Source organism: Sphingobacterium sp. SRCM116780 (genome assembly GCF_021442025.1).
Classification (GTDB): domain Bacteria; phylum Bacteroidota; class Bacteroidia; order Sphingobacteriales; family Sphingobacteriaceae; genus Sphingobacterium.
Genome location: NZ_CP090446.1, coordinates 3,732,603 through 3,751,174 on the forward strand (window position 1 = coordinate 3,732,603; position 18,572 = coordinate 3,751,174).

An 18,572-nucleotide genomic window follows, 5' to 3' on the forward strand; every position below is an offset into this window, starting at 1 on the left:
GCCTCCATTGAAAATAAATAGCTCTACTTGATGGATCAATTCAGAGCTGAAGAAAGCTTTTCTTTACCCTCCATGCTATTCATAAGTAGTGCCTAAGTAGGGATCAAGCGTACATAAAGCATAGATAAAGCGTACATACAGTATTAAAAGCATACCTAAAACGCACTATCAACGCACTTACCACGCTCTTACCAGTTCCAAATATTGTGCTCTCTTGAATAACGCTTTTAGGACGCTTATACCCTGCTTAGTCCCTGCCTAGGGACTGGATCATGAAGCATATTCCTGCTTACATGCTGCGTACTAATCTTATCCTTTTGAGAGAAAGATCAGTTTTTTAAAAAATTTGCTCTATAATTTTTGGGAGTAATTCCTGTAATTTTTTTGAAAAGTTGTGTAAAATGAGAAGCTGTATGAAAATTGAGTTCATAGGCAATTTCAGCAATATCTTTACTCGAATGGAGAAGAGCTTTACTGTAATTGATATCAATCTCATTAATCCATTGCTTTGGTGATTTCTGCGTTACACTTTTCACACATTTATTGAGATAGTTTTCAGTAACCGATAACTTATCGGCATAAAAAGCAACTCTTTTCTCATCTACATGATATTTAAACAAAAGATCGCGAAACTGTAGAGATAGTTCCATAAGTCGTGTAGATGATTTGTGCACTCCGTCGAGATCTGTGTGGAGCATTTTTAACAAAATAAGATGAAGCATGGTAATCAATACTTCATTAACATCCAGATTGTTAAGCCAAAGTTCCTGTTCCATTATAAAAAGGAGCTGTGTAATCGTATTGTACGTAAGGCTATCCAACTTCAGGCATGGGGTCATAAAAAAAATACTTGTCCTGTGCTTTGGTAATTCCTGCTCGGATAAGATGCTATTCTCATACGCTAGAAAAAAACCTTCAATATCGTCAGATAATTCCATGGTAGCCGTGATCGTTCCTTGTTTAATAAAAATAACGCCACCTTTTTCCGCCGCATATTCTTTATCCTCTAGATATTGTTTGATATATCCATTCGTAACAAAGATGATAAAGTTGAATGTAGTCCGATATGGAACTACTGGCATGAGAATTCCTTTAAGATAATTCTCCAACCGGTAAAGTTGTACATCCGCATTATTCGCTAATATTTTCTTCGTTATATTGGGAAGAAAAAGTTTTTTATACTGAAAATTGGATAGAACTTCCATGATCCTTATTAATATTACTAAAAGTGAGTACAAATTTGATGCTGAAAAACAGCCTACCAAATTATTTTTAAAACTTATAATATACGCCCATTTTCACTCCGAAAGGATTTCCTGCTGTATAGGTAAGATCAGTAACAGATGTCTGTTCGTTTCTCAACTGAGTTTCAGTAGCAAACTGCGCCTCATTCCATTTAACATTGAAAAGGTTGTTAACCTGTAGATTGGCGCCCCATTTTTGACGGTTATAGGAAAGCATTAGATCATTAACAAAGTATGCTTTTGTCCTTATACTGTTATCTTCTATAGCAGGTCTTGATCCTAGATAACGATACTGCATTCCTAAGGAAAAACCAGTAAGAAAATCCCAGTTTACAGACCCCGTACTTGTTATTACTGGAGCAAGAGGGATATAATCTTCACCCTTCTCCGCCTCAATAAATCTTGCATGTGAATAATTAAAATCAGCATTCAGATAAAAATTCTGTAAAGGTTGAAAACGGATTCCCAGATCGGCTCCATAACGTCTGGATTTTCCCGAAGGTTCTACAACCGCATCATCTCCGACATACACAAATTCCTGCTGTAACGACATATACCATAATGTCGGTGTAATGATCAATGATTTAAAAGGATGCAACCTTACTCCAAAATCTCCACTGATCGAGTATGGCAATGTTTTGTCTCCTATATTCTGAATAACGACTCTTATGTCATTGGAGTGGAAGCCCATTCCTGTTTTTAAGAACCACATGACATCATCACTTGTTGAATATGAAAAGTTCAGTTTGGGACTTATTCTTATAGCTTCAGATGACTGTCCAGAAGGAAGTTGCTCAACATCCAATAAATTATGCATATTGAAAATAAAATGATCGACTCGAAGGGCAGGATTAATCGTCCATTTTCCTGTTTTCCAGATCAGTCCAGAAAAAGCATGAAGATTGGTTTCCGTTCCGGTAACATCAGATATTTTATCGAGCAACAGATCTCTATGATAAACATGATTAAGCTGCAGGGTGTTGATATCATCGTTTCTAAAACCAATTCCTGATATCAACTTCAGATCTCCATTAGACACCGATATGTCCTTTGTATATTTCACCTCAGTTCCGTAGATATTTCTTCCATCTGTCTGCTGAATTTCATCTCCATGATCCTTGTCTTTTAAATAGAAAGTAAAATCTGAATAGAGATTAAAGTCATATTTTGAATACCAAACCATGGCATCAATCTGGTCAGACGGTGAAATGATATGTTTGTAATTCATTTGAAAATTGGTGCGCGAAGTGCTTCCTCCTTCTGTCGGATCAATGCTTCCCCACCTATCGATGATTCCTTCATCAACCGCACGTTCGGGAATCTGTCCTGAGGCATTCCAAGAAGAATTAAATGTGGAAAACTGAATATTAAAATAATCATTAACAGTAATCCACTGGTTATATTTCCCGAAGATATTTATTTTGTTAAAGTTTTGTTTTATAGCAAACGGACCATCTGAATAATTGTATTCTGCAGCCACATAAGCTCCTTTTCTTCCTGTAACATCGTTCAGAATATTGAACATTCCTAGTATCCTTTTTGTATTGAAAGAACCTCCCTCCAACTTTACTAGACTATTTTTTAATTTGTCGTAAGTCTGGAAATCTACATATCCAGCGGTATTAAAATCTCCGCGATCCATATAATATGCCCCTTTTCCAAAGTCTATATTATTGACCGTTTCGGGAATAACAAAGTGCAAGTCTGAATATCCCTGTCCATGAGCATGAGAGACAATATTGACAGGCATTCCGTCTACATTTACACTTACATCCGTTCCGTGGTCTGCATCAAAACCTCTTAAAAATAGCTGTTCTGCCTTTCCTCCTCCTGCATGTTGCGCTATAAACAATCCTGGAACTTTTCTTAATAGATCCTGAGCAGAATTGACAGGAAACTTGTTGAGATCAACTTTCGTGATTGCAGATAAAAAAGAACTGTGATTGACGGCTACTTCAGCGATCTGAAGCGGATTATGCTGAAGAAAAATAGTCTCGTTTCTATCTTCTTCACTTGTAATCGCCCATTTTACTTCTTCATATCCCTTATGATTGATAATTAAGGTATCAGGAAATGATTTCGAATTAAATTTAAAAGATCCGTCCGATCCAGAATGAACATGACTGGTACCATGATCATACTGAATCAGCGCATCGGCAATTGGAAATTTATTATCTGCATCTTTAATTAATAATTGTTTTTCTTGAGCCACAACCACCCCATTCAAGGATGTGGAAAGAAAAATAAACATTATTTGGGTGATTCTCATTGCTCTTCTATCTTTTCTTTAGAAACAACTTTAGGAAGAAAGATCTTTTGTAAAAGAAGAGTCGCCCATGTTCCTGCTACGAATGGAAAAGTAAGCACACCTCCTACTTCACTGAGGATATTGTGGTCAATTAAAAAATCATCAATAAGAACGGTAATCAATACAGACAACAGCACCCATACTCCATCTACTTTTTTGAAACCAGAAAAAACAATGGCAGAAAGTACTGCGTTAAAACCGAACAATCCCATATGGATCCCATCAATCGACTCTCCATTGACATGTGAAATATAAGCTCCCAATATTGATCCGACTAGACCATATAGTGCAGCAGCTGGTGAACTGATAAAAACTGCAATAAAGAAAATAACTCCTGAAAGAACACCTCCTTGAAAAATCACTTCACCAAAAGCATTGGTACCCGTTAAAAAATCACTATAATCTACAGGTTCTATTTTTGCCGTTATCATTTCCGAAGGTAGAGTCTGAGTAAAGTGATGCAGAACAAAAACGCTAATCCATGTTATGAGAATAAAAGGAAAAGTAAATACTGGAATTTTCTTTTGAATAAAGAAATGCTGAATAATGCTTGCTAGCGCTCCCCCTATGACAATAAGAACCCAGATCAATAATGTCGTCTGAAAGACAAAGGATAAAGCAACTCCTACAAGTGCCGCACTAAAACCATATAATCCTGCATTGATTTCAGATTTATTATAATTCAACTTCATCGCGATATAGGTTCCTGTCGCTGTAGCGACTATGACAGCAACACCACCCTGCCAGCTTCCCATAAAAATACCGATCAGAAACAGAAGCCCAGTCCATCTGTTTTCCTGAAGCATGATTTGCCCGATTCCTTTTAAGATGTTATCGATAAAAGGAATTTTCTCAAAAAATTTATCCATTGTTATTATTTATTTAATTTTTACCATCCTAAAAAAACCATTCCTATTCCGCAAACTGTCACTACAGCTCCGCTTACAATTCCCATGTAGCGTTCCAATTTTTCTGTATTGAATAACGTGGAATAGCCGTAACGTCCCAATAACACCATCCCCAGCATTGTTAAAACTGTCGTTATTGTAAAAGAAGTAACTAAAATCATCGTTTCGTACATGGAATGTTTCACTCCTGAATAGAACAATAGCGGAATCAAAGGCTCACTTGGACCCATCACAAAAATCATGAAAAGAACAAGCGGCGTAACTTTTATTCTTTTTTGAGGCATGACTATTTCTTCATGGTTGTGTTGGTAGACATAAACATCGTCTCCTAATACATCAAAATGTTTATGAGGTTTATTTCGAATAGCCTGAATTAGACCATAGATAAGATATACTCCACCAAAAGTAAGTAATGCCCATCCCGAAAAATTTCCTCTCAAATCCTGAAACCATGAAATTTTGTTAAGCTGCCAACCCAAGAAAACACCAATAAATCCCAATACTAAAGAACTCATCACATGTCCCAATCCGCAGATTATTGTTAAAACTGCTGTTTTCATCCTACTCCATTTCTTTGATTTGGAGAGTACGATAAACGGCAGATAATGATCTGGTCCAGATGCGGTATGTATAAAACTTATCGAAACTGCACTTAATAAAAGTGCCCAAATCGTGCTATTCATTTATTCATTGATTTTGTTACACCTATCCGTTTTATTCGCTGATTTAAATTTCAGTTCTAATAAGATAAACTTATATTTTATTCTAATGACCAGAGCGTTTCCTGAACGTGAAGAAAAAAGTTATACATCATTTCTCCTCCATGCCCTAAAGCCCTTAGTACAAATCCATTATTTTCCATTGCCGACACACCGATCTCCATTTCCTCATGATGCTTTTCTGAAGCTTTAATAATGGTTTCTATCAGTTCAGTCTTATTCACATTGTCTTTTGTGCTAAAGAAAATAAGGGTTCCCTGATGCGTATACTGCTCTAGATTTCCTATACTGCTGATCGGAATCAGATCGGGCTGGATAAGTACATTGTCTTTTATAACTAATTTATTGTCATAATAAATTTCCATCAGGTTTTGAAATCGTTTTAATTTAAAAACCTCACCGTAATGCTTCCTTCCGCAAGTAATAATCTCACCAATAATGATCTGGCTATTTTTGCCAATATGAATCTGAGCTTTACTTTTGAAATTAGAATCTTCATGTGGAACTACCGGATGGGGTACATAAGCAAAAGAAGTATTCTCCTGCATATGAACATTGAGTTCCTGAACAGCTTTATCTTTCATATTGAACAACCTCTGATAAGACTGTGATTGTAGCTGAAGTGAAGCTCCAGCTTCCAAAGAAACATCTAAATGATAGTGATCTCCATCCAGAATTCCTGGCGATGAACTCATAATCATCTGATAAAGTTTACCATCACTTTTACGTTGTCCCACAGAAACTACTCGGAAAGGAAGAGTTACGTACAGATCTTTCACATACGATTTACCCTCTTTGTATCCAGCAATGATATTTAGTTGGCTGTCCATTTATCTTACAAGATTCGGTTCTTCACATTCCTCCAGAAGCGCATATTTTTTGATCCAACCAATCACTTTATCAAGCCCTTCATCCGTTTTAAGGTTGGTGAATACGAAAGGACTTCCGTTTCTCATTCTTCTGGCATCTCTTTCCATCACTTCAAGACTAGCTCCTACATGTGGTGCAAGGTCTATTTTATTAATGATCAATAGATCTGATCGTGTAATTCCAGGGCCACCTTTTCTAGGAATCTTTTCCCCTTCTGCTACATCAATGATAAAAATACTTACGTCAGCAAGATCAGGACTGAATGTTGCCGATAAATTATCACCTCCGCTTTCTATGAGAATCAATTCAATCTCTGGAAAACGTGCTGCCAACTCATCCACGGCTTCCAAATTCATACTTGCATCCTCACGAATAGCAGTATGAGGACATCCTCCTGTTTCTACTCCTATAATTCTTTCGTGAGGCAACAGGCTATTTTTAGCCATAAATTCTGCATCTTCCTTCGTATAAATATCATTGGTAATTACTCCAAGATCATATGTCCCGAATAGTTTTCTGCTTAGACGTTCCAATAATGCTGTTTTCCCTGAACCTACAGGTCCAGCTACTCCTATTTTTATATATTTTCTGTTTTCCATTTTTTTAATTTTAAGTCGACTTATTGTAGATCAGGACATATATAGCCTTGAGTACAACGTTTCATGTTGCATACATCGGATATCAAAAGATGTATTACAAAGACCCACTAAATCCCTTTCCAATTCGATCGTTTCTGTTACGGTCTTTTCCATTACTGCATACAAGGAGAATAAAATATCCTGGCCATCCAACTGCCCGAGTGGGACTAATTTTACTGCATTGGTAATCATTCCTGCTAACGAAGTGTAATAAAACCCTAAGAGAGCTTGATATAAAGGAATACCCATCAGGCTTGCATACATGCCAAATACAATACAGTAATGAGAATTGGCTTCACGATTCAAAGTTGCTTTTTCGAAAGCTTCCATTAACGGGAAACTATCTTTCCTTTTAAATATCTTTATGAGACGCAGTCCAAGTTTTTGGCTTGCCTGACGGATTTCTTTTGGACATTTTAAAGCATTGATTTCATTATCCAGCTCCAACAATGCCAGTAAGTTTTCCTGTTGCGTTGCTTCATAAGCAAGTCTCATGAACGCCCCATCGTTATATTTAAGATTATGCTGAAGCATATTTTCTACAAATTCTTGAGCAGTCTGTCTGTTATATACAATTCTTTTCTGTACATATGTTTCAAGACCATTAGAATGTGTATACCCCCCTATCGGCAGTGTGGGGTCTGAAAGATGTAACAGACCTGCCAGAAAATTCAAATTCATATTATTCATCTTTTGAAGAAGCCATTTTTAATATTTTAGTAAATATGGTGGAACCTAAACTTGTATGCCCATGAGGTTCTACATTAGATTTTAAAAGATTAAGCAGTTTTACATGTTGTCTCTCAGGAGCAAATCCGCTGGCTTCCAGCCATCTGTACATCGGCATTTCAAACGGCAGCAGTACTTTATCTTCCTGAATAAATAGGGGAATATGTTTGTTCCCGATTTCATAACAGACAGTTCCCATTTCCAGCATAGAAGAAGGCGACATAACAATAGCTTCGCTCTCTAAAACATTAACTGCAATTATTTTCTGTTCATTTTTGAAAAGAATATCGCCTTCCCTTAGGCGCTGCCCTTCTCTCAGAAATTTAATAGCAATATCTTCTCCACTACGTGTTTTTTTTCGCTGAATTCTCTTTGTACATTCAAACCATTCTAGATCGAGATAATCTATTGATCTTTCATTGATAGGGTATTCGGAAATATTACCTATCGTTTCATTAATAATCATTAATTGTCAGATCTTTTTTTGAAATTAAAATTCTTAGAAATTCCACCTCCGAAAGTGGAACCACTTATTCCGGCTACATAATCTCTGGTCCATCCCTCTCCTTTCACTTTTGTCTGAAGCATAGAAAGCTCAGCAAACTTGAATTTCAGTGCCCATCCACCGCCAAGGAATACGGCAAATAAAGGATAAGCGCGAAGACGATAACCATTAAAATTTTGCATGGAAGCAGAAACATCAGACGATTTCTTTCCCCAGACATAATGCGCATCGACCTGCCCTATCAGTGCAAAATATTTTCCTAATGAAAGTGATGGACTATACCAAACTCCCGCTTCATTCTGCTTGTAAACCATACGATCATTGACAGCATCTTTTGCAAAGGCATAATTGACCCCAATTACATCATTGTTGTTGATAAAATATCCAACACCTATTGGCACACCCGCATTGCTACTGGTTCCTAAAGAACTGCTACTGCCAGAAGGGCTATTCGTTTTAGAATAATCAAAAGAACCGTAGATCATGAACTGCCCTTTAGGCCCGTCATCGGTATCTTTAAGTCTCATTCCTCCTAAAACTTGGGCATTCACTGAGGTTGAGAATAAAAACATTCCAACTATCCCAAAGCAAAAAACTATTTTATTAAAGTATTTCATTTGATATCTTTTTTATTTTTTGAGAAAGGCTCGGCAAGAATTCCGAGCCTTTAAAAAACGGTAATATTTAGAATAAGTAATACAATTGTGTTAAGGGAAGTTTTTCCGCTGGTTCACATGTAATATATTCTCCATCTACTGTTACTTTGTAGTTTTCAGGATTCACTTCAATCGAAGGAGTTTTATCGTTATGAATAAGATCTGCTTTAGAAATATTTCTACAGTTTTTAACTGGAAGAATCATTTTATCCAGCTTATATGAAGAAATAGAGCCATTATCGATCGATATTTGCGAAACAAAAGTAGCACAGGTGCCAAATTTAGCTTTACCATGAGCACCAAACATATTTCTGTAAATTACAGGCTGCGGTGTCGGGATAGAGGCATTAGGATCGCCCATTTTTGCAGCAACAACAAAACCACCTTTTAAGATCATCTCTGGTTTTACGCCAAATAATGCAGGTTTCCAGATCACCAAGTCTGCTAATTTACCAGGCTCAATAGATCCTACATATGCTGAAATACCATGAGCAATCGCTGGATTTATGGTATACTTTGCAATGTATCTTTTAGCGCGGTAATTATCATTCTCAACTCCTTGATCTTCTTTCAACGATCCTCTTTGCTCCTTCATTTTGCTTGCTGTCTGCCAGGTTCTTGTGATCACCTCTCCTGGTCTTCCCATCGCCTGAGAATCGGAACTCATGATGCTGAATACGCCCATATCATGCAGGATATCTTCTGCAGCAATTGTTTCAGGACGAATACGTGAATCAGCAAAAGCAACATCTTCAGGAATATTTTTACTTAAATGGTGACATACCATCAGCATATCCAGATGCTCATCTATTGTATTGATTGTATAAGGACGTGTAGGGTTTGTTGAGGCAGGAAGCACATTTGGATACATTGCCGCTTTAATAATGTCGGGTGCATGTCCTCCTCCTGCTCCTTCTGTATGGAAGGTATGAATTACTCTTCCATTTATTGCTGTCATCGTATCTTCCAAAAAGCCACCTTCATTCAACGTGTCGGTATGGATGGCCACTTGAACATCATATTTATCAGCTACTTTTAATGAAGCATCAATGGTTGCAGTCGTTGCTCCCCAGTCCTCATGAATTTTTATTCCCAAGGCCCCTGCTTCTACCTGTTCTTCAATAGGTTCTTCAGCAGAACAGTTCCCTTTTCCAAAAAATCCTAAGTTCATCGGATATTCTTCTGCTGCCTCCAACATTTTTTGAATATTGAACTTTCCTGGAGTACAAGTCGTCGCATTTGTTCCATCATTAGGACCTGTCCCACCTCCTATCATAGTGGTAATTCCACTATATAAAGAAGTATCAATCTGCTGCGGGCAGATATAATGGATGTGCGTATCAATTCCTCCTGCTGTTACAATATATCCTTTTCCTCCATGAACTTCTGTAGAAGCGCCAATGATCATATTGGGAGAAACTCCATCCATAGTATCAGGATTTCCTGCCTTACCAACACCGACGATTTTCCCATCTTTGATACCAATATCCGCTTTTACAATTCCCCAGTGATCAATTATTGTCGCTCCTGTGATACAAAGGTCTAATACACCCTCGTCTCTTTTTGCACTTACATTCTGACCCATTCCGTCACGAACTGTTTTTCCACCGCCGAATACTGCTTCATCGCCATAATGAGTGAAATCTTTTTCTATCTCAATAATTAATTCGGTATCTCCTAGACGGATTCTATCTCCGGCTGTAGGTCCTAATATATTGGCGTATTGTTTTCTGTCTACCTTTAAACTCATCTTAGTAGTTTTTAAAATTTAACTGTTTGGCTTTAGCAAGACTTTCTTTTTTCTGTGCTTCGGAATCTACCTGTCCATCCACAAGATTATTGAAACCCGCAGCCTTTTTATTTCCTCCAATTTCTACAAGCGTTACTTCTTTTTCTTCGCCTGGTTCAAAACGAACTGCTGTGCTTGCAACAATATTCAATCTTTTACCAAAAGCTTTTTCGCGGTCAAAGCTCATAGCTTTATTCACTTCGAAAAAATGAAAATGAGAACCCACCTGAATAGGACGGTCTCCTGTATTTACTACTTTTATGGTTACAGTTTCTCTGCCTTCATTGCAGATGATCGTACCTTCTTTTACAAAAATTTCTCCTGGTATCATCATACTTTTAAATTTTAACGAATTGGATTATGTACGGTTACAAGTTTGGTTCCATCTGGAAAAGTAGCCTCGATTTGAACATCATGGATCATGTCAGCAACACCAGGCATTACATCATCTATGGTAAGAATCTGTGCCCCTTCTTGCATCAGTTCTGCTACCTTTTTACCGTCTCTGGCACCTTCCAGTAAAAAATGACTGATAAGAGCTATCGATTCAGGATAGTTTAGTTTAAGGCCCCTAGCCTTTCTTTTAAGAGCTAGCTCTCCTGCCATATGAAGCATGAGTTTCTCTGTTTCTCTGGGAGTTAAATGCATATTGTTTTATTTAAAATTGAACATACGTCATCTTGTTTGCCTTTCTAATACAGGCAAATAAAGAAGTATTGATAAAAATTGAAAAATGGGGATGGATCTTACAGATAAGTATCTAAATACAAATCATATGAATCCATTAATTAAAAAGAAGGGATTACCGACCAGCTATCTGTAAAGCATGATATAAGATATATCTTGGTATACTCGTATAATTGTAATTGGGAACAGCAAGCGGCTGTGTATGGAGAAAAGAAGTCTCGAAAAAACAACTGATATATTCGCGAACACCGATAGCATAATCAAATTTTACTTTTTCGAGATCATCAGAATCTAAATCATCTTGGACATCAGATAAACTATATAGTTCAGTTTGGCTCTGATGATCTAATTTTTGTAAATGTTTATTTTTTGTGGGTTCTTTAGATAAAGATGAAGAGCTATTATTTATATGAGCATACAAGCCTGCACACAAAGCTGTAGAAAACAGCAAAAAGAAGAACAGGACAATTTTATTTTTCATACTCATTTAATATTAAAGTAAATTTATATCAATCATAAACTTCTGCCTATCAAAAAGATCATTTAAAATGTTCAAAATCGTGACAAAAATGAATAGTTTAACAAAATCGTAGTATTTCGAGGCCTTTTTGTGAAGTTTTTTTATTTAAAATATAAATCTTCTAAGTTGGGGTAATAATTTTTAGCCTATCATATTTTTCCTAATTCTTTCCTAAATTGAATCTCAATTTTGTTGTATAAATAAATTTTAACGTTATGGTAAATTGGAATTTAATTAACAGCAGAACGATCAGAAAGGATATTGTAACCTATATTACAAGAAATTATCCATCTGTGGTAGTAGATTCTATTGAGAAAAAAGAGGATGCTTATAGAATAAATTTAATGAATGACTTCTATTTGATGTTTAATAAAAAAGGAGATTTTGTTGAAATGGAAAAAGGAAGACCAAATTAAAAGCAACTTTGATTTGAAGGTTAATTGATAAGTAATAAATTAGGTGAGTAGCGCATTCCTTTTTTGCTACTCACCTAATTACTTTGCCTTAACTTCTATTATTGATATTCTTAGAAATATCATAAGATATTATCTGTCTATAAATTTTTTTACTCCTATCATAGAACTACAATAGAAAGACACTTCATTTTGGGATAAATATTGTTATTTAATTTCTCTAAAAATTCTAAGCTTTGTCGACATAATAAACATCATAATACCAAAGAAAGCAAATAAGCCATAGGAATAACGTAAACTAGATAGCTCAGCGATATATCCGATTAAAGGAGGCCCCATTAAAAAACCTAGGAAACTGATACTAGATACCATTGCTAATGCTACTCCAGAAGGTACTTTCTTATTTTGTCCTGCAACACTGTATACTGTAGGAACATTGCAGGCAACACCAAGGCCAACCATCATAAAGGCCAACGTACAAATATAAAAATGAGGAAAAATAACGGAAGTCATCATACCAACAAACATCAAAACCCCACTAATTTGTAAGGTGCGCCGTCTGCCTATTTTGCTAATAACAAAGTCGCCTATAAATCGTCCAAGAGCCATCATGATCATAAATGATGCATAACCCACAATAACAAATTGCTGAGGAGCATGAACAATCTCTTTAAAATAGACTCCACTCCAGTCAAACATTGCTCCTTCTGTTGCCATACTAAAGAACCCGATAATCCCTAATTGTACTAAGCTACTTTCTGGTTTAGAGAAAAACGAAGTTTTTTTTGTTTGCTGTGCCTTTCCTGGAACCAAATATTTGTAATTTACTAACGTGTTCAAGATAACTAATACTAGGATGATCAGAAAGTGAGGTATCGTATCTATCGAAATATTCATGGTCAATAGACCAATAAGTGCACCTGTAAAACCTGCAATACTCCAAGCGCCATGAAAAGAGGACATGATTGATTTCTTAAAAATCTTTTCAACAGCCACCCCTTGTGTATTTACAGCAATATTGGACATATTACCAAGTACCCCAAAGAGAAACAAGATCGCGCCTAATTCCCAGGCATTGCGCGTAAATCCAATCATACATAAGATCATTGCATAGATAATCACCACAATACGAAGTACTTTGGCACTACCATATGTTGTCACTAATCTCCCAGATAGGGCCATCGTGACCAATTGGCCAACAGGTAGCATCAATAGAATGGTACCCAGCTGACCTTCTGTTAAATGCAATCGTTCCTTAATGATTGGTATCCGACTTGCCCAAGAGGCAAAAGCTAATCCTTGACAAAAATAAAACAAGGATACTGCAATTCGGATACGATTACGTTTGTTATAGAGTTCTTCTTCTGGGGAGGTTAAGGGTGCTTCCATGCTTGTTTATTTGAGTAGCCAAAGGTACAAGTAAGAAATTAATAATCTTGTATTTATTGTCCTCCCGTTTAAAAGCCAGTAGCTTTAGCCTCCTATCTTATTGTATCTGATATTTCAATGAGTGTGATCGGAATCTATATGTTTTACTTAATGACAACCTGAATTCCTGCCATTTTAGCCTTGTATTTGATCTTTTCAATCAATCCATAATAACTCCAATTGCGAAGAAGAAATTCATCTTTATTGTATTCATTGACTAACAACAGTGTTCCAGCTTGCGATTTCACACAGATATCGATCAATCGACGACTATAGAGATGAAGTCGGCTATCCACATAGTTCTTTTCCTTTTCATTATAATGCTCTAAACTTTTGAGTTTTCTTTTTCTACCGTTTCCGCCTTTGTTATAGTGGGAAGCCTTTTGCAAACGATGTCGCGCCGCTTGTATTGCCATAAGTCGATATAGAAACTCTTCCTTAGTCCCGATTTGATAACGGTCTTTATTAACAAGAACTGAAATTGGATGTTCTAGAGAAAGGGAAGCCTCTGCAGTGATATGACCTTTAAGAATATGATCTTCTTGAGGCAGCTCCAAAGATAAAAGTAAAAAGATTTTATTTTTTATAATCTTAATGGAGCTTGCACAAACCTTTATCTGACCCACCAGAGTACGTTGTAATAATACGCGTTTGTCAGAGTGATCTTTACCAAGATAAGTACGAAAAGGAATTTTAAATAAATCAAATTTAAAATCCAGCCCATTTCTACCGTTTCTTAATTGAATAGCTTTTGCGGAGAAAGGAATAGGCATATCTTTTTTATAATTCCGCAAAGAACGTTGACCTTTCCAGTAAGCCAATCGGTCGGTTTGAAAATTTTTGATCAAAGTTGTATTAACTTGAAAAAGGATATCTGATGGAACCTGATCTTTAAAATAACTGGAAAGGAGTAGGTAGGTTGTATTTATCCGAGAAGTTATCAATATTCCTTCATCGTCCTTTTCATCATTGGTCAATTTGGTCTTAATATCAGTTTTGAGGTAAATAAGATCCTTTAAATTTTCTTGGATATATTGATGTGTTAGAACAAGATTGGCACCTCGAAAGACAATATCCTGCCATTCGAGTAGTTTTTTGAAATACGCGACTCGTTTTTCTTTATCGTCAGAATCGATAAAAACTTGGATCTTTCGTGTCAGTATGATGGTCTTAGTCCTGTTCATTTTTTAAAGGGTTAATCGTATAACACAACTTAAGGTAACCCCCAGGCTCTTGACGGATTTTGTGGCAATGAGGCTGCCTAAGCTGTGTTATAATATCGTATATTGGTATTGAAGTGTACGTTCCGATTTAGGAAAGGCTATTGCTTTTCAATGTTTTTTGTACACGTTTATTCATATATAGTTTTTTAAAGGGTTAATCGTATAACACAACTTAAGGCAACCCCCAGGCTCTTGACGGATTTTGTGGCAATGAGGCTGCCTAAGCTGTGTTATAATAGCATATATTGGTATTGAAGTGTACGTTCCGATTTAGGAAAGGCTATTGCTTTTCAATGATTTTGTACACGTTTATTCATATATAGTTTTTTAAAGGGTTAATCGTATAACACAACTTAGGACAGCCCTAGGGCTCTTGACGGCTTTTTTGTGAAACTAAGGCTGCCTAAGTCGTGTTATAATAAAATATATTGATACTGAAATGTACGCTCCGATTTAGAGAAACCCGATGCATGCAACACTTTGTTATAGTAAAACTCTGTTCATGTTCTTTAGAAGAGTTAATGTCTAAAACAACTTAAGGCAGCCCAAGGGTCTTGACGGGTTTTGCGGAACAAGGGCTGCCTAAGCTGTATGGGTTATCAATAGAACTTATTGAGATGTAGTTGTTTATTTTTGTATAGCTATTTTTAATAGTGCATGTGTTGTGTATATCTTTACAAACGGAGTTTCTCAATAAGTCACCTTAATAAATAAGAAACGAACGATGATGAAGATATTTAGCGAGTGGCTATTGCCCTCACCCTAAGGCATCACAAGAAACCTCTTTTCATGGTAGATGAATAGTTAAATATTGCTGAGGGTCTGATTTATCATAAAAAAATAGATATTTATCTCCCTTTTATAATAAACATAAACATAATTGTGTATAGCTTTCAAATCAGGAGCCTTAACAAGACCAATATGAACAGACCCTAATATCGTATTTACTCTTTATAAGTTGCGGTATATACAATACCGATGGTAGTATATGCATTCAAAGATCTTATCAGATGATTTTTGAATGGATATTGACTTTCTATTGAAAGAGCAATCCATGTTTATGAAATTAAAAGTATTTAGTGAGTGGCTATTGCCCTCACCTTATGGCTTCACAAGCAGCCTCAAATTCTTTATCAATACCAATAAGTCAAAGAACATATTGAACGGATGATAGAAATAACGAAGGAAAATATTTGCATAAAATTTCCATTGCGGTATTCTATCCCACATCTCGATAATCATTTTTTTTGTTGATCCTAGGCTTTGTTGGCTGTTGCTCTCAGGTTATAATCGGGTTATGAGCCATAGGATTTTAAGGTAATTTTAATAATTCTCTCTGCTATTGACAGGAGAAATTATACTTGTTTTTCAAATAGAATTTTTCATTTTTTTGTTCTCTTCGCGAGTTCATAATGCATAGGCTATCATTCTCTGCCTTTGTTATACAAATATAAAACTTAATATTTAATTGTGCAAGATTTTTTATTTTTTATTTGCAGTACGATTGTGCAAATAATTATTTTATTTGTTTGTGTCAAGAACTAATCAAAATATCCTAGAATATATTGGCGTTCAATTTCGTTTGAAAAGGGAGGAACTTTACTTTTCACAAAAAGATATTGCTGATATGACAGGAATTACCACTAATACAGTCTCTACAGTAGAAAGAGGAAAGGGAACTACTCTGAACAATTTCTTGTCGATTTGTCGTGCTTTGAGTATACAACCAAAGCAACTGTTTGAACAAGATATGGATCTGACACCTCTATACGAACTTCCTCCTCTAAATAAGCGTAGGTTAGAAATCACACAGAAGCTGGATGATTTGGTGTACAATTCTGATTTCTTTGATACGCCAAGACGTGTCTCGGAAGTTTTATCGGCATTGAAATCGGATAAAACTGACAGTAACAAATTTTCTGTATACTTAGCAAGTTATTGCAAAGAAGACGTCCTAGAGTACACAAAACAAGGTAATTTTAACCGTTATAGTAAAAAAAGATAAGCTATCTCATCCTCCCTTTAGGTAATGATTACCTCTTCCAAATAGTATAATAAACGCAGGAATAAGACAGTTGTTTATTCAGGCATTTCTATAATCTCCCCTTATGCTATCACTTAATTGACTTAACATTCTATCTATTGATCCAGCCAGTTTTTGAAATCAGTTACTTTTTCACGACTCACGATCATATCATCACTTCGATCATGATGTAAATAAATACGTAATCTAGAATTAGAATGGATGGCAATATCCTTAATATGGTTAATGTGAATGATATGACTTCGGTTAATGCGAAAGAACTGCTGTGGATCCAACAGATTTTCTAGCTGTTCCATCGTAAAATCAAGTAAATAATCATGTTGATCTGACGTACGACAGTAAGTTCCTTTGTTTTCACTATAAAAACAAGTAATAGAACTCGTCTCGATGATTTTAATCGACTGACCAATTTTGATGGTAAACCGTTCTTTATAACCCTGATTTTTTGTTGTTAATAAGGCTTTTATGTTATCTAGATCAATAACTGACTTACTTTGCTCATGTTGTAAAAACTTATCGAATGCAAAAACTAACTCCTCATCAATAATGGGCTTGAGTAAATAATCTATGCTGTTTAATTTAAAAGCTTTTAGGACAAATTCATCATAAGCTGTTGTGAAAATCAGGGATGATTTTATTTTTTGATTTTCGAATATTTCAAAAGACAAGCCATCAGATAATTGAATATCCAACAATATTAAATCGGGATGTGCATGCGTCGCAAACCATTCCTTAGCATCCGCTACAGCATGGAGAATCGTTTGCACTGCGTAGCCCATTTTTTCGATCTTACGCTTTAATAAACGTGCGGATGGCAATTCGTCTTCGATGATAATAATATTCATGATGAGATCTCTTCTTTGGTGATCAAGGGTAGTGAGACGGTAAAATGAGTGGCCGTTTTTGTTATGATTACTTCTTTTTTTGTTAAAAGTGCATAACGTTCTTGAATATTCTTGAGACCAATCCCTGTACCGTTTATACTTTCTTTTTCCTGTAAATTATTTTGGATGTATAATCGATCATTCTCTTTGAATATTCGAATTTCCAACACCTTTGTAGGACTTAGTGCATTGTGTTTGATTGCATTTTCAATCAGCAATTGCAAAGCAAGTGGTACAAGCTGTTCTTGACTCAGCATATTCTGATCCTCTATTTTGATTTTAAGAGCATCTTCAAACCGGATCGACAATAAGGTTAGAAAAATGCGTGCAAAATTGATTTCTTCGCTAGCTTCTATTAAATTTTTGTCTTTTTGTTCCAATACATAGCGATATATTCTGGATAAAGATGTCGTAAAGTTGACCGCTTTTTGAGGATCCTCTTCGATTAAGCTTGTTAGCACATTCAGACTATTAAATAAAAAATGAGGATCTAACTGATTTTTAAGAGATTCAAATTGTGCAGTAGCCGTTTTAGTCAGTTCCTTTTGTTTTTTTAGTTGACCTTCTTTAAACCTTTTATAGAAGTAAAAACTGAATATCAAAAGAGAGACAATGATACTGATTAGAATCATGTTAAAATAAGTATCGTAATGCTGTTTTACGATAAAATTTTGAAAAGATAAGTTATCTGTGAATTTTTGTACAGAAAACGTGACAATAAAAACAACTATTATTGTTAAGACTGCTGTTCCTGGAATAAACAATAAGATTCTTTTAATATATTGGGTACTTTGTGGAAAGATTTTACTAATCTGATGATAAAGAAAAGTATTTCCCAGGTAAAGAAAAAAACCAATTAAGAATCCAGATAACATCTCTTCCGACAAGACAAAAGTTGAAAAATTAAAACTGGGATTAGAAGCAAAATTAACAGCAGTAATAATCGTACAAATAACCGCAGTAATCAGAAAAGCATTTATGCATGCATCTTTAAAAGATCTCATCGC

General features: G+C 35.7%; 18 protein-coding genes and 1 pseudogene. 2 read left to right on the top strand and 17 right to left on the bottom strand.

Translation table 11 applies throughout. The features are described from left to right. Positions 1 to 329 precede the first annotated feature (329 nt). The 13 genes and pseudogenes from LZQ00_RS16120 to LZQ00_RS16180 form a co-directional block, all read right to left on the bottom strand. Positions 330 to 1,205: a helix-turn-helix domain-containing protein gene (locus LZQ00_RS16120; RefSeq protein WP_234510285.1), complete on the bottom strand. Its 876-nt coding sequence runs from the start codon at positions 1,203 to 1,205 to the stop codon at positions 330 to 332. A gap of 67 nt (positions 1,206 to 1,272) precedes the next feature. Next, positions 1,273 to 3,495, bottom strand: coding sequence for a TonB-dependent receptor (locus tag LZQ00_RS16125; protein ID WP_234510286.1), 2,223 nt, complete (start codon positions 3,493 to 3,495; stop codon positions 1,273 to 1,275). Positions 3,496 to 3,509: 14 nt separating this feature from the next. Continuing rightward, a complete protein-coding gene (locus LZQ00_RS16130) occupies positions 3,510 to 4,421 on the bottom strand; it encodes an urea transporter (RefSeq protein WP_234510287.1) in 912 nt (303 codons plus the stop codon). A gap of 20 nt (positions 4,422 to 4,441) precedes the next feature. After that, positions 4,442 to 5,143: a hypothetical protein gene (locus LZQ00_RS16135; RefSeq protein ID WP_234510288.1), complete on the bottom strand. Its 702-nt coding sequence runs from the start codon at positions 5,141 to 5,143 to the stop codon at positions 4,442 to 4,444. A 77-nt stretch (positions 5,144 to 5,220) separates the two neighbouring features. Beyond that, entirely contained in the window at positions 5,221 to 6,009 is a 789-nt protein-coding gene (locus LZQ00_RS16140; protein WP_234510289.1) for an urease accessory protein UreD, read from the bottom strand. Continuing rightward, positions 6,010 to 6,648, bottom strand: coding sequence for an urease accessory protein UreG (gene ureG, locus LZQ00_RS16145; protein ID WP_234510290.1), 639 nt, complete (start codon positions 6,646 to 6,648; stop codon positions 6,010 to 6,012). Between the two features lie 30 nt (positions 6,649 to 6,678). Next, positions 6,679 to 7,368 carry an urease accessory protein UreF gene (locus tag LZQ00_RS16150; protein ID WP_234510291.1) on the bottom strand — a complete coding sequence of 230 codons (690 nt, stop codon included), beginning with the start codon at positions 7,366 to 7,368 and terminating at the stop codon, positions 6,679 to 6,681. A gap of 1 nt (position 7,369) precedes the next feature. After that, the gene (ureE, locus tag LZQ00_RS16155) at positions 7,370 to 7,882 is read right to left on the bottom strand and encodes an urease accessory protein UreE (protein WP_234510292.1); all 513 of its coding nucleotides are present in this window, start codon (positions 7,880 to 7,882) and stop codon (positions 7,370 to 7,372) included. Beyond that, positions 7,882 to 8,538, bottom strand: a complete 657-nt coding sequence (locus LZQ00_RS16160; protein ID WP_234510293.1) for a hypothetical protein — start codon at positions 8,536 to 8,538, stop codon at positions 7,882 to 7,884. Before LZQ00_RS16160 ends, ureE begins: the two co-directional genes overlap by 1 nt. Positions 8,539 to 8,605: 67 nt before the next feature. Next, positions 8,606 to 10,327, bottom strand: a complete 1,722-nt coding sequence (gene ureC / locus LZQ00_RS16165) for an urease subunit alpha (protein ID WP_234510294.1) — start codon at positions 10,325 to 10,327, stop codon at positions 8,606 to 8,608. Positions 10,328 to 10,391: 64 nt separating this feature from the next. After that, a pseudogene (gene ureB, locus LZQ00_RS16170) lies at positions 10,392 to 10,697 on the bottom strand (urease subunit beta); the annotation flags it as partial. A 14-nt stretch (positions 10,698 to 10,711) separates the two neighbouring features. Then, positions 10,712 to 11,014, bottom strand: a complete 303-nt coding sequence (gene ureA / locus LZQ00_RS16175) for an urease subunit gamma (RefSeq protein ID WP_034714126.1) — start codon at positions 11,012 to 11,014, stop codon at positions 10,712 to 10,714. A gap of 154 nt (positions 11,015 to 11,168) precedes the next feature. Next, positions 11,169 to 11,534: a hypothetical protein gene (locus LZQ00_RS16180; protein WP_234510296.1), complete on the bottom strand. Its 366-nt coding sequence runs from the start codon at positions 11,532 to 11,534 to the stop codon at positions 11,169 to 11,171. A 254-nt stretch (positions 11,535 to 11,788) separates the two neighbouring features. Here LZQ00_RS16180 and LZQ00_RS16185 point away from each other — a divergent pair, with 254 nt between their 5' ends. Further along, complete coding sequence (locus LZQ00_RS16185) at positions 11,789 to 11,989, top strand: PepSY-like domain-containing protein (RefSeq protein ID WP_234510297.1); 201 nt, start codon at positions 11,789 to 11,791, stop codon at positions 11,987 to 11,989. A 204-nt stretch (positions 11,990 to 12,193) separates the two neighbouring features. Here LZQ00_RS16185 and LZQ00_RS16190 read toward each other — a convergent pair whose 3' ends face one another. Together LZQ00_RS16190 and LZQ00_RS16195 are read right to left on the bottom strand one after the other, a co-directional pair. After that, complete coding sequence (locus LZQ00_RS16190) at positions 12,194 to 13,375, bottom strand: MFS transporter (protein WP_234510298.1); 1,182 nt, start codon at positions 13,373 to 13,375, stop codon at positions 12,194 to 12,196. Positions 13,376 to 13,518: 143 nt separating this feature from the next. Beyond that, the gene (locus tag LZQ00_RS16195) at positions 13,519 to 14,598 is read right to left on the bottom strand and encodes a hypothetical protein (protein WP_234510299.1); all 1,080 of its coding nucleotides are present in this window, start codon (positions 14,596 to 14,598) and stop codon (positions 13,519 to 13,521) included. 1,570 nt (positions 14,599 to 16,168) lie between these two features. Between LZQ00_RS16195 and LZQ00_RS16200 the strand changes: the two genes are divergently transcribed. Then, positions 16,169 to 16,642, top strand: coding sequence for a helix-turn-helix domain-containing protein (locus LZQ00_RS16200; RefSeq protein WP_234510300.1), 474 nt, complete (start codon positions 16,169 to 16,171; stop codon positions 16,640 to 16,642). A 134-nt stretch (positions 16,643 to 16,776) separates the two neighbouring features. Here the strand turns inward: LZQ00_RS16200 and LZQ00_RS16205 are convergent, their stop codons facing one another. Together LZQ00_RS16205 and LZQ00_RS16210 are read right to left on the bottom strand one after the other, a co-directional pair. Continuing rightward, positions 16,777 to 17,526, bottom strand: a complete 750-nt coding sequence (locus tag LZQ00_RS16205; RefSeq protein WP_234510301.1) for a LytR/AlgR family response regulator transcription factor — start codon at positions 17,524 to 17,526, stop codon at positions 16,777 to 16,779. Then, positions 17,523 to 18,569 (bottom strand): sensor histidine kinase, encoded by a 1,047-nt coding sequence (locus tag LZQ00_RS16210; protein WP_234510302.1) that lies wholly within the window; start codon positions 18,567 to 18,569, stop codon positions 17,523 to 17,525. Before LZQ00_RS16210 ends, LZQ00_RS16205 begins: the two co-directional genes overlap by 4 nt. Positions 18,570 to 18,572: the final 3 nt, after the last annotated feature.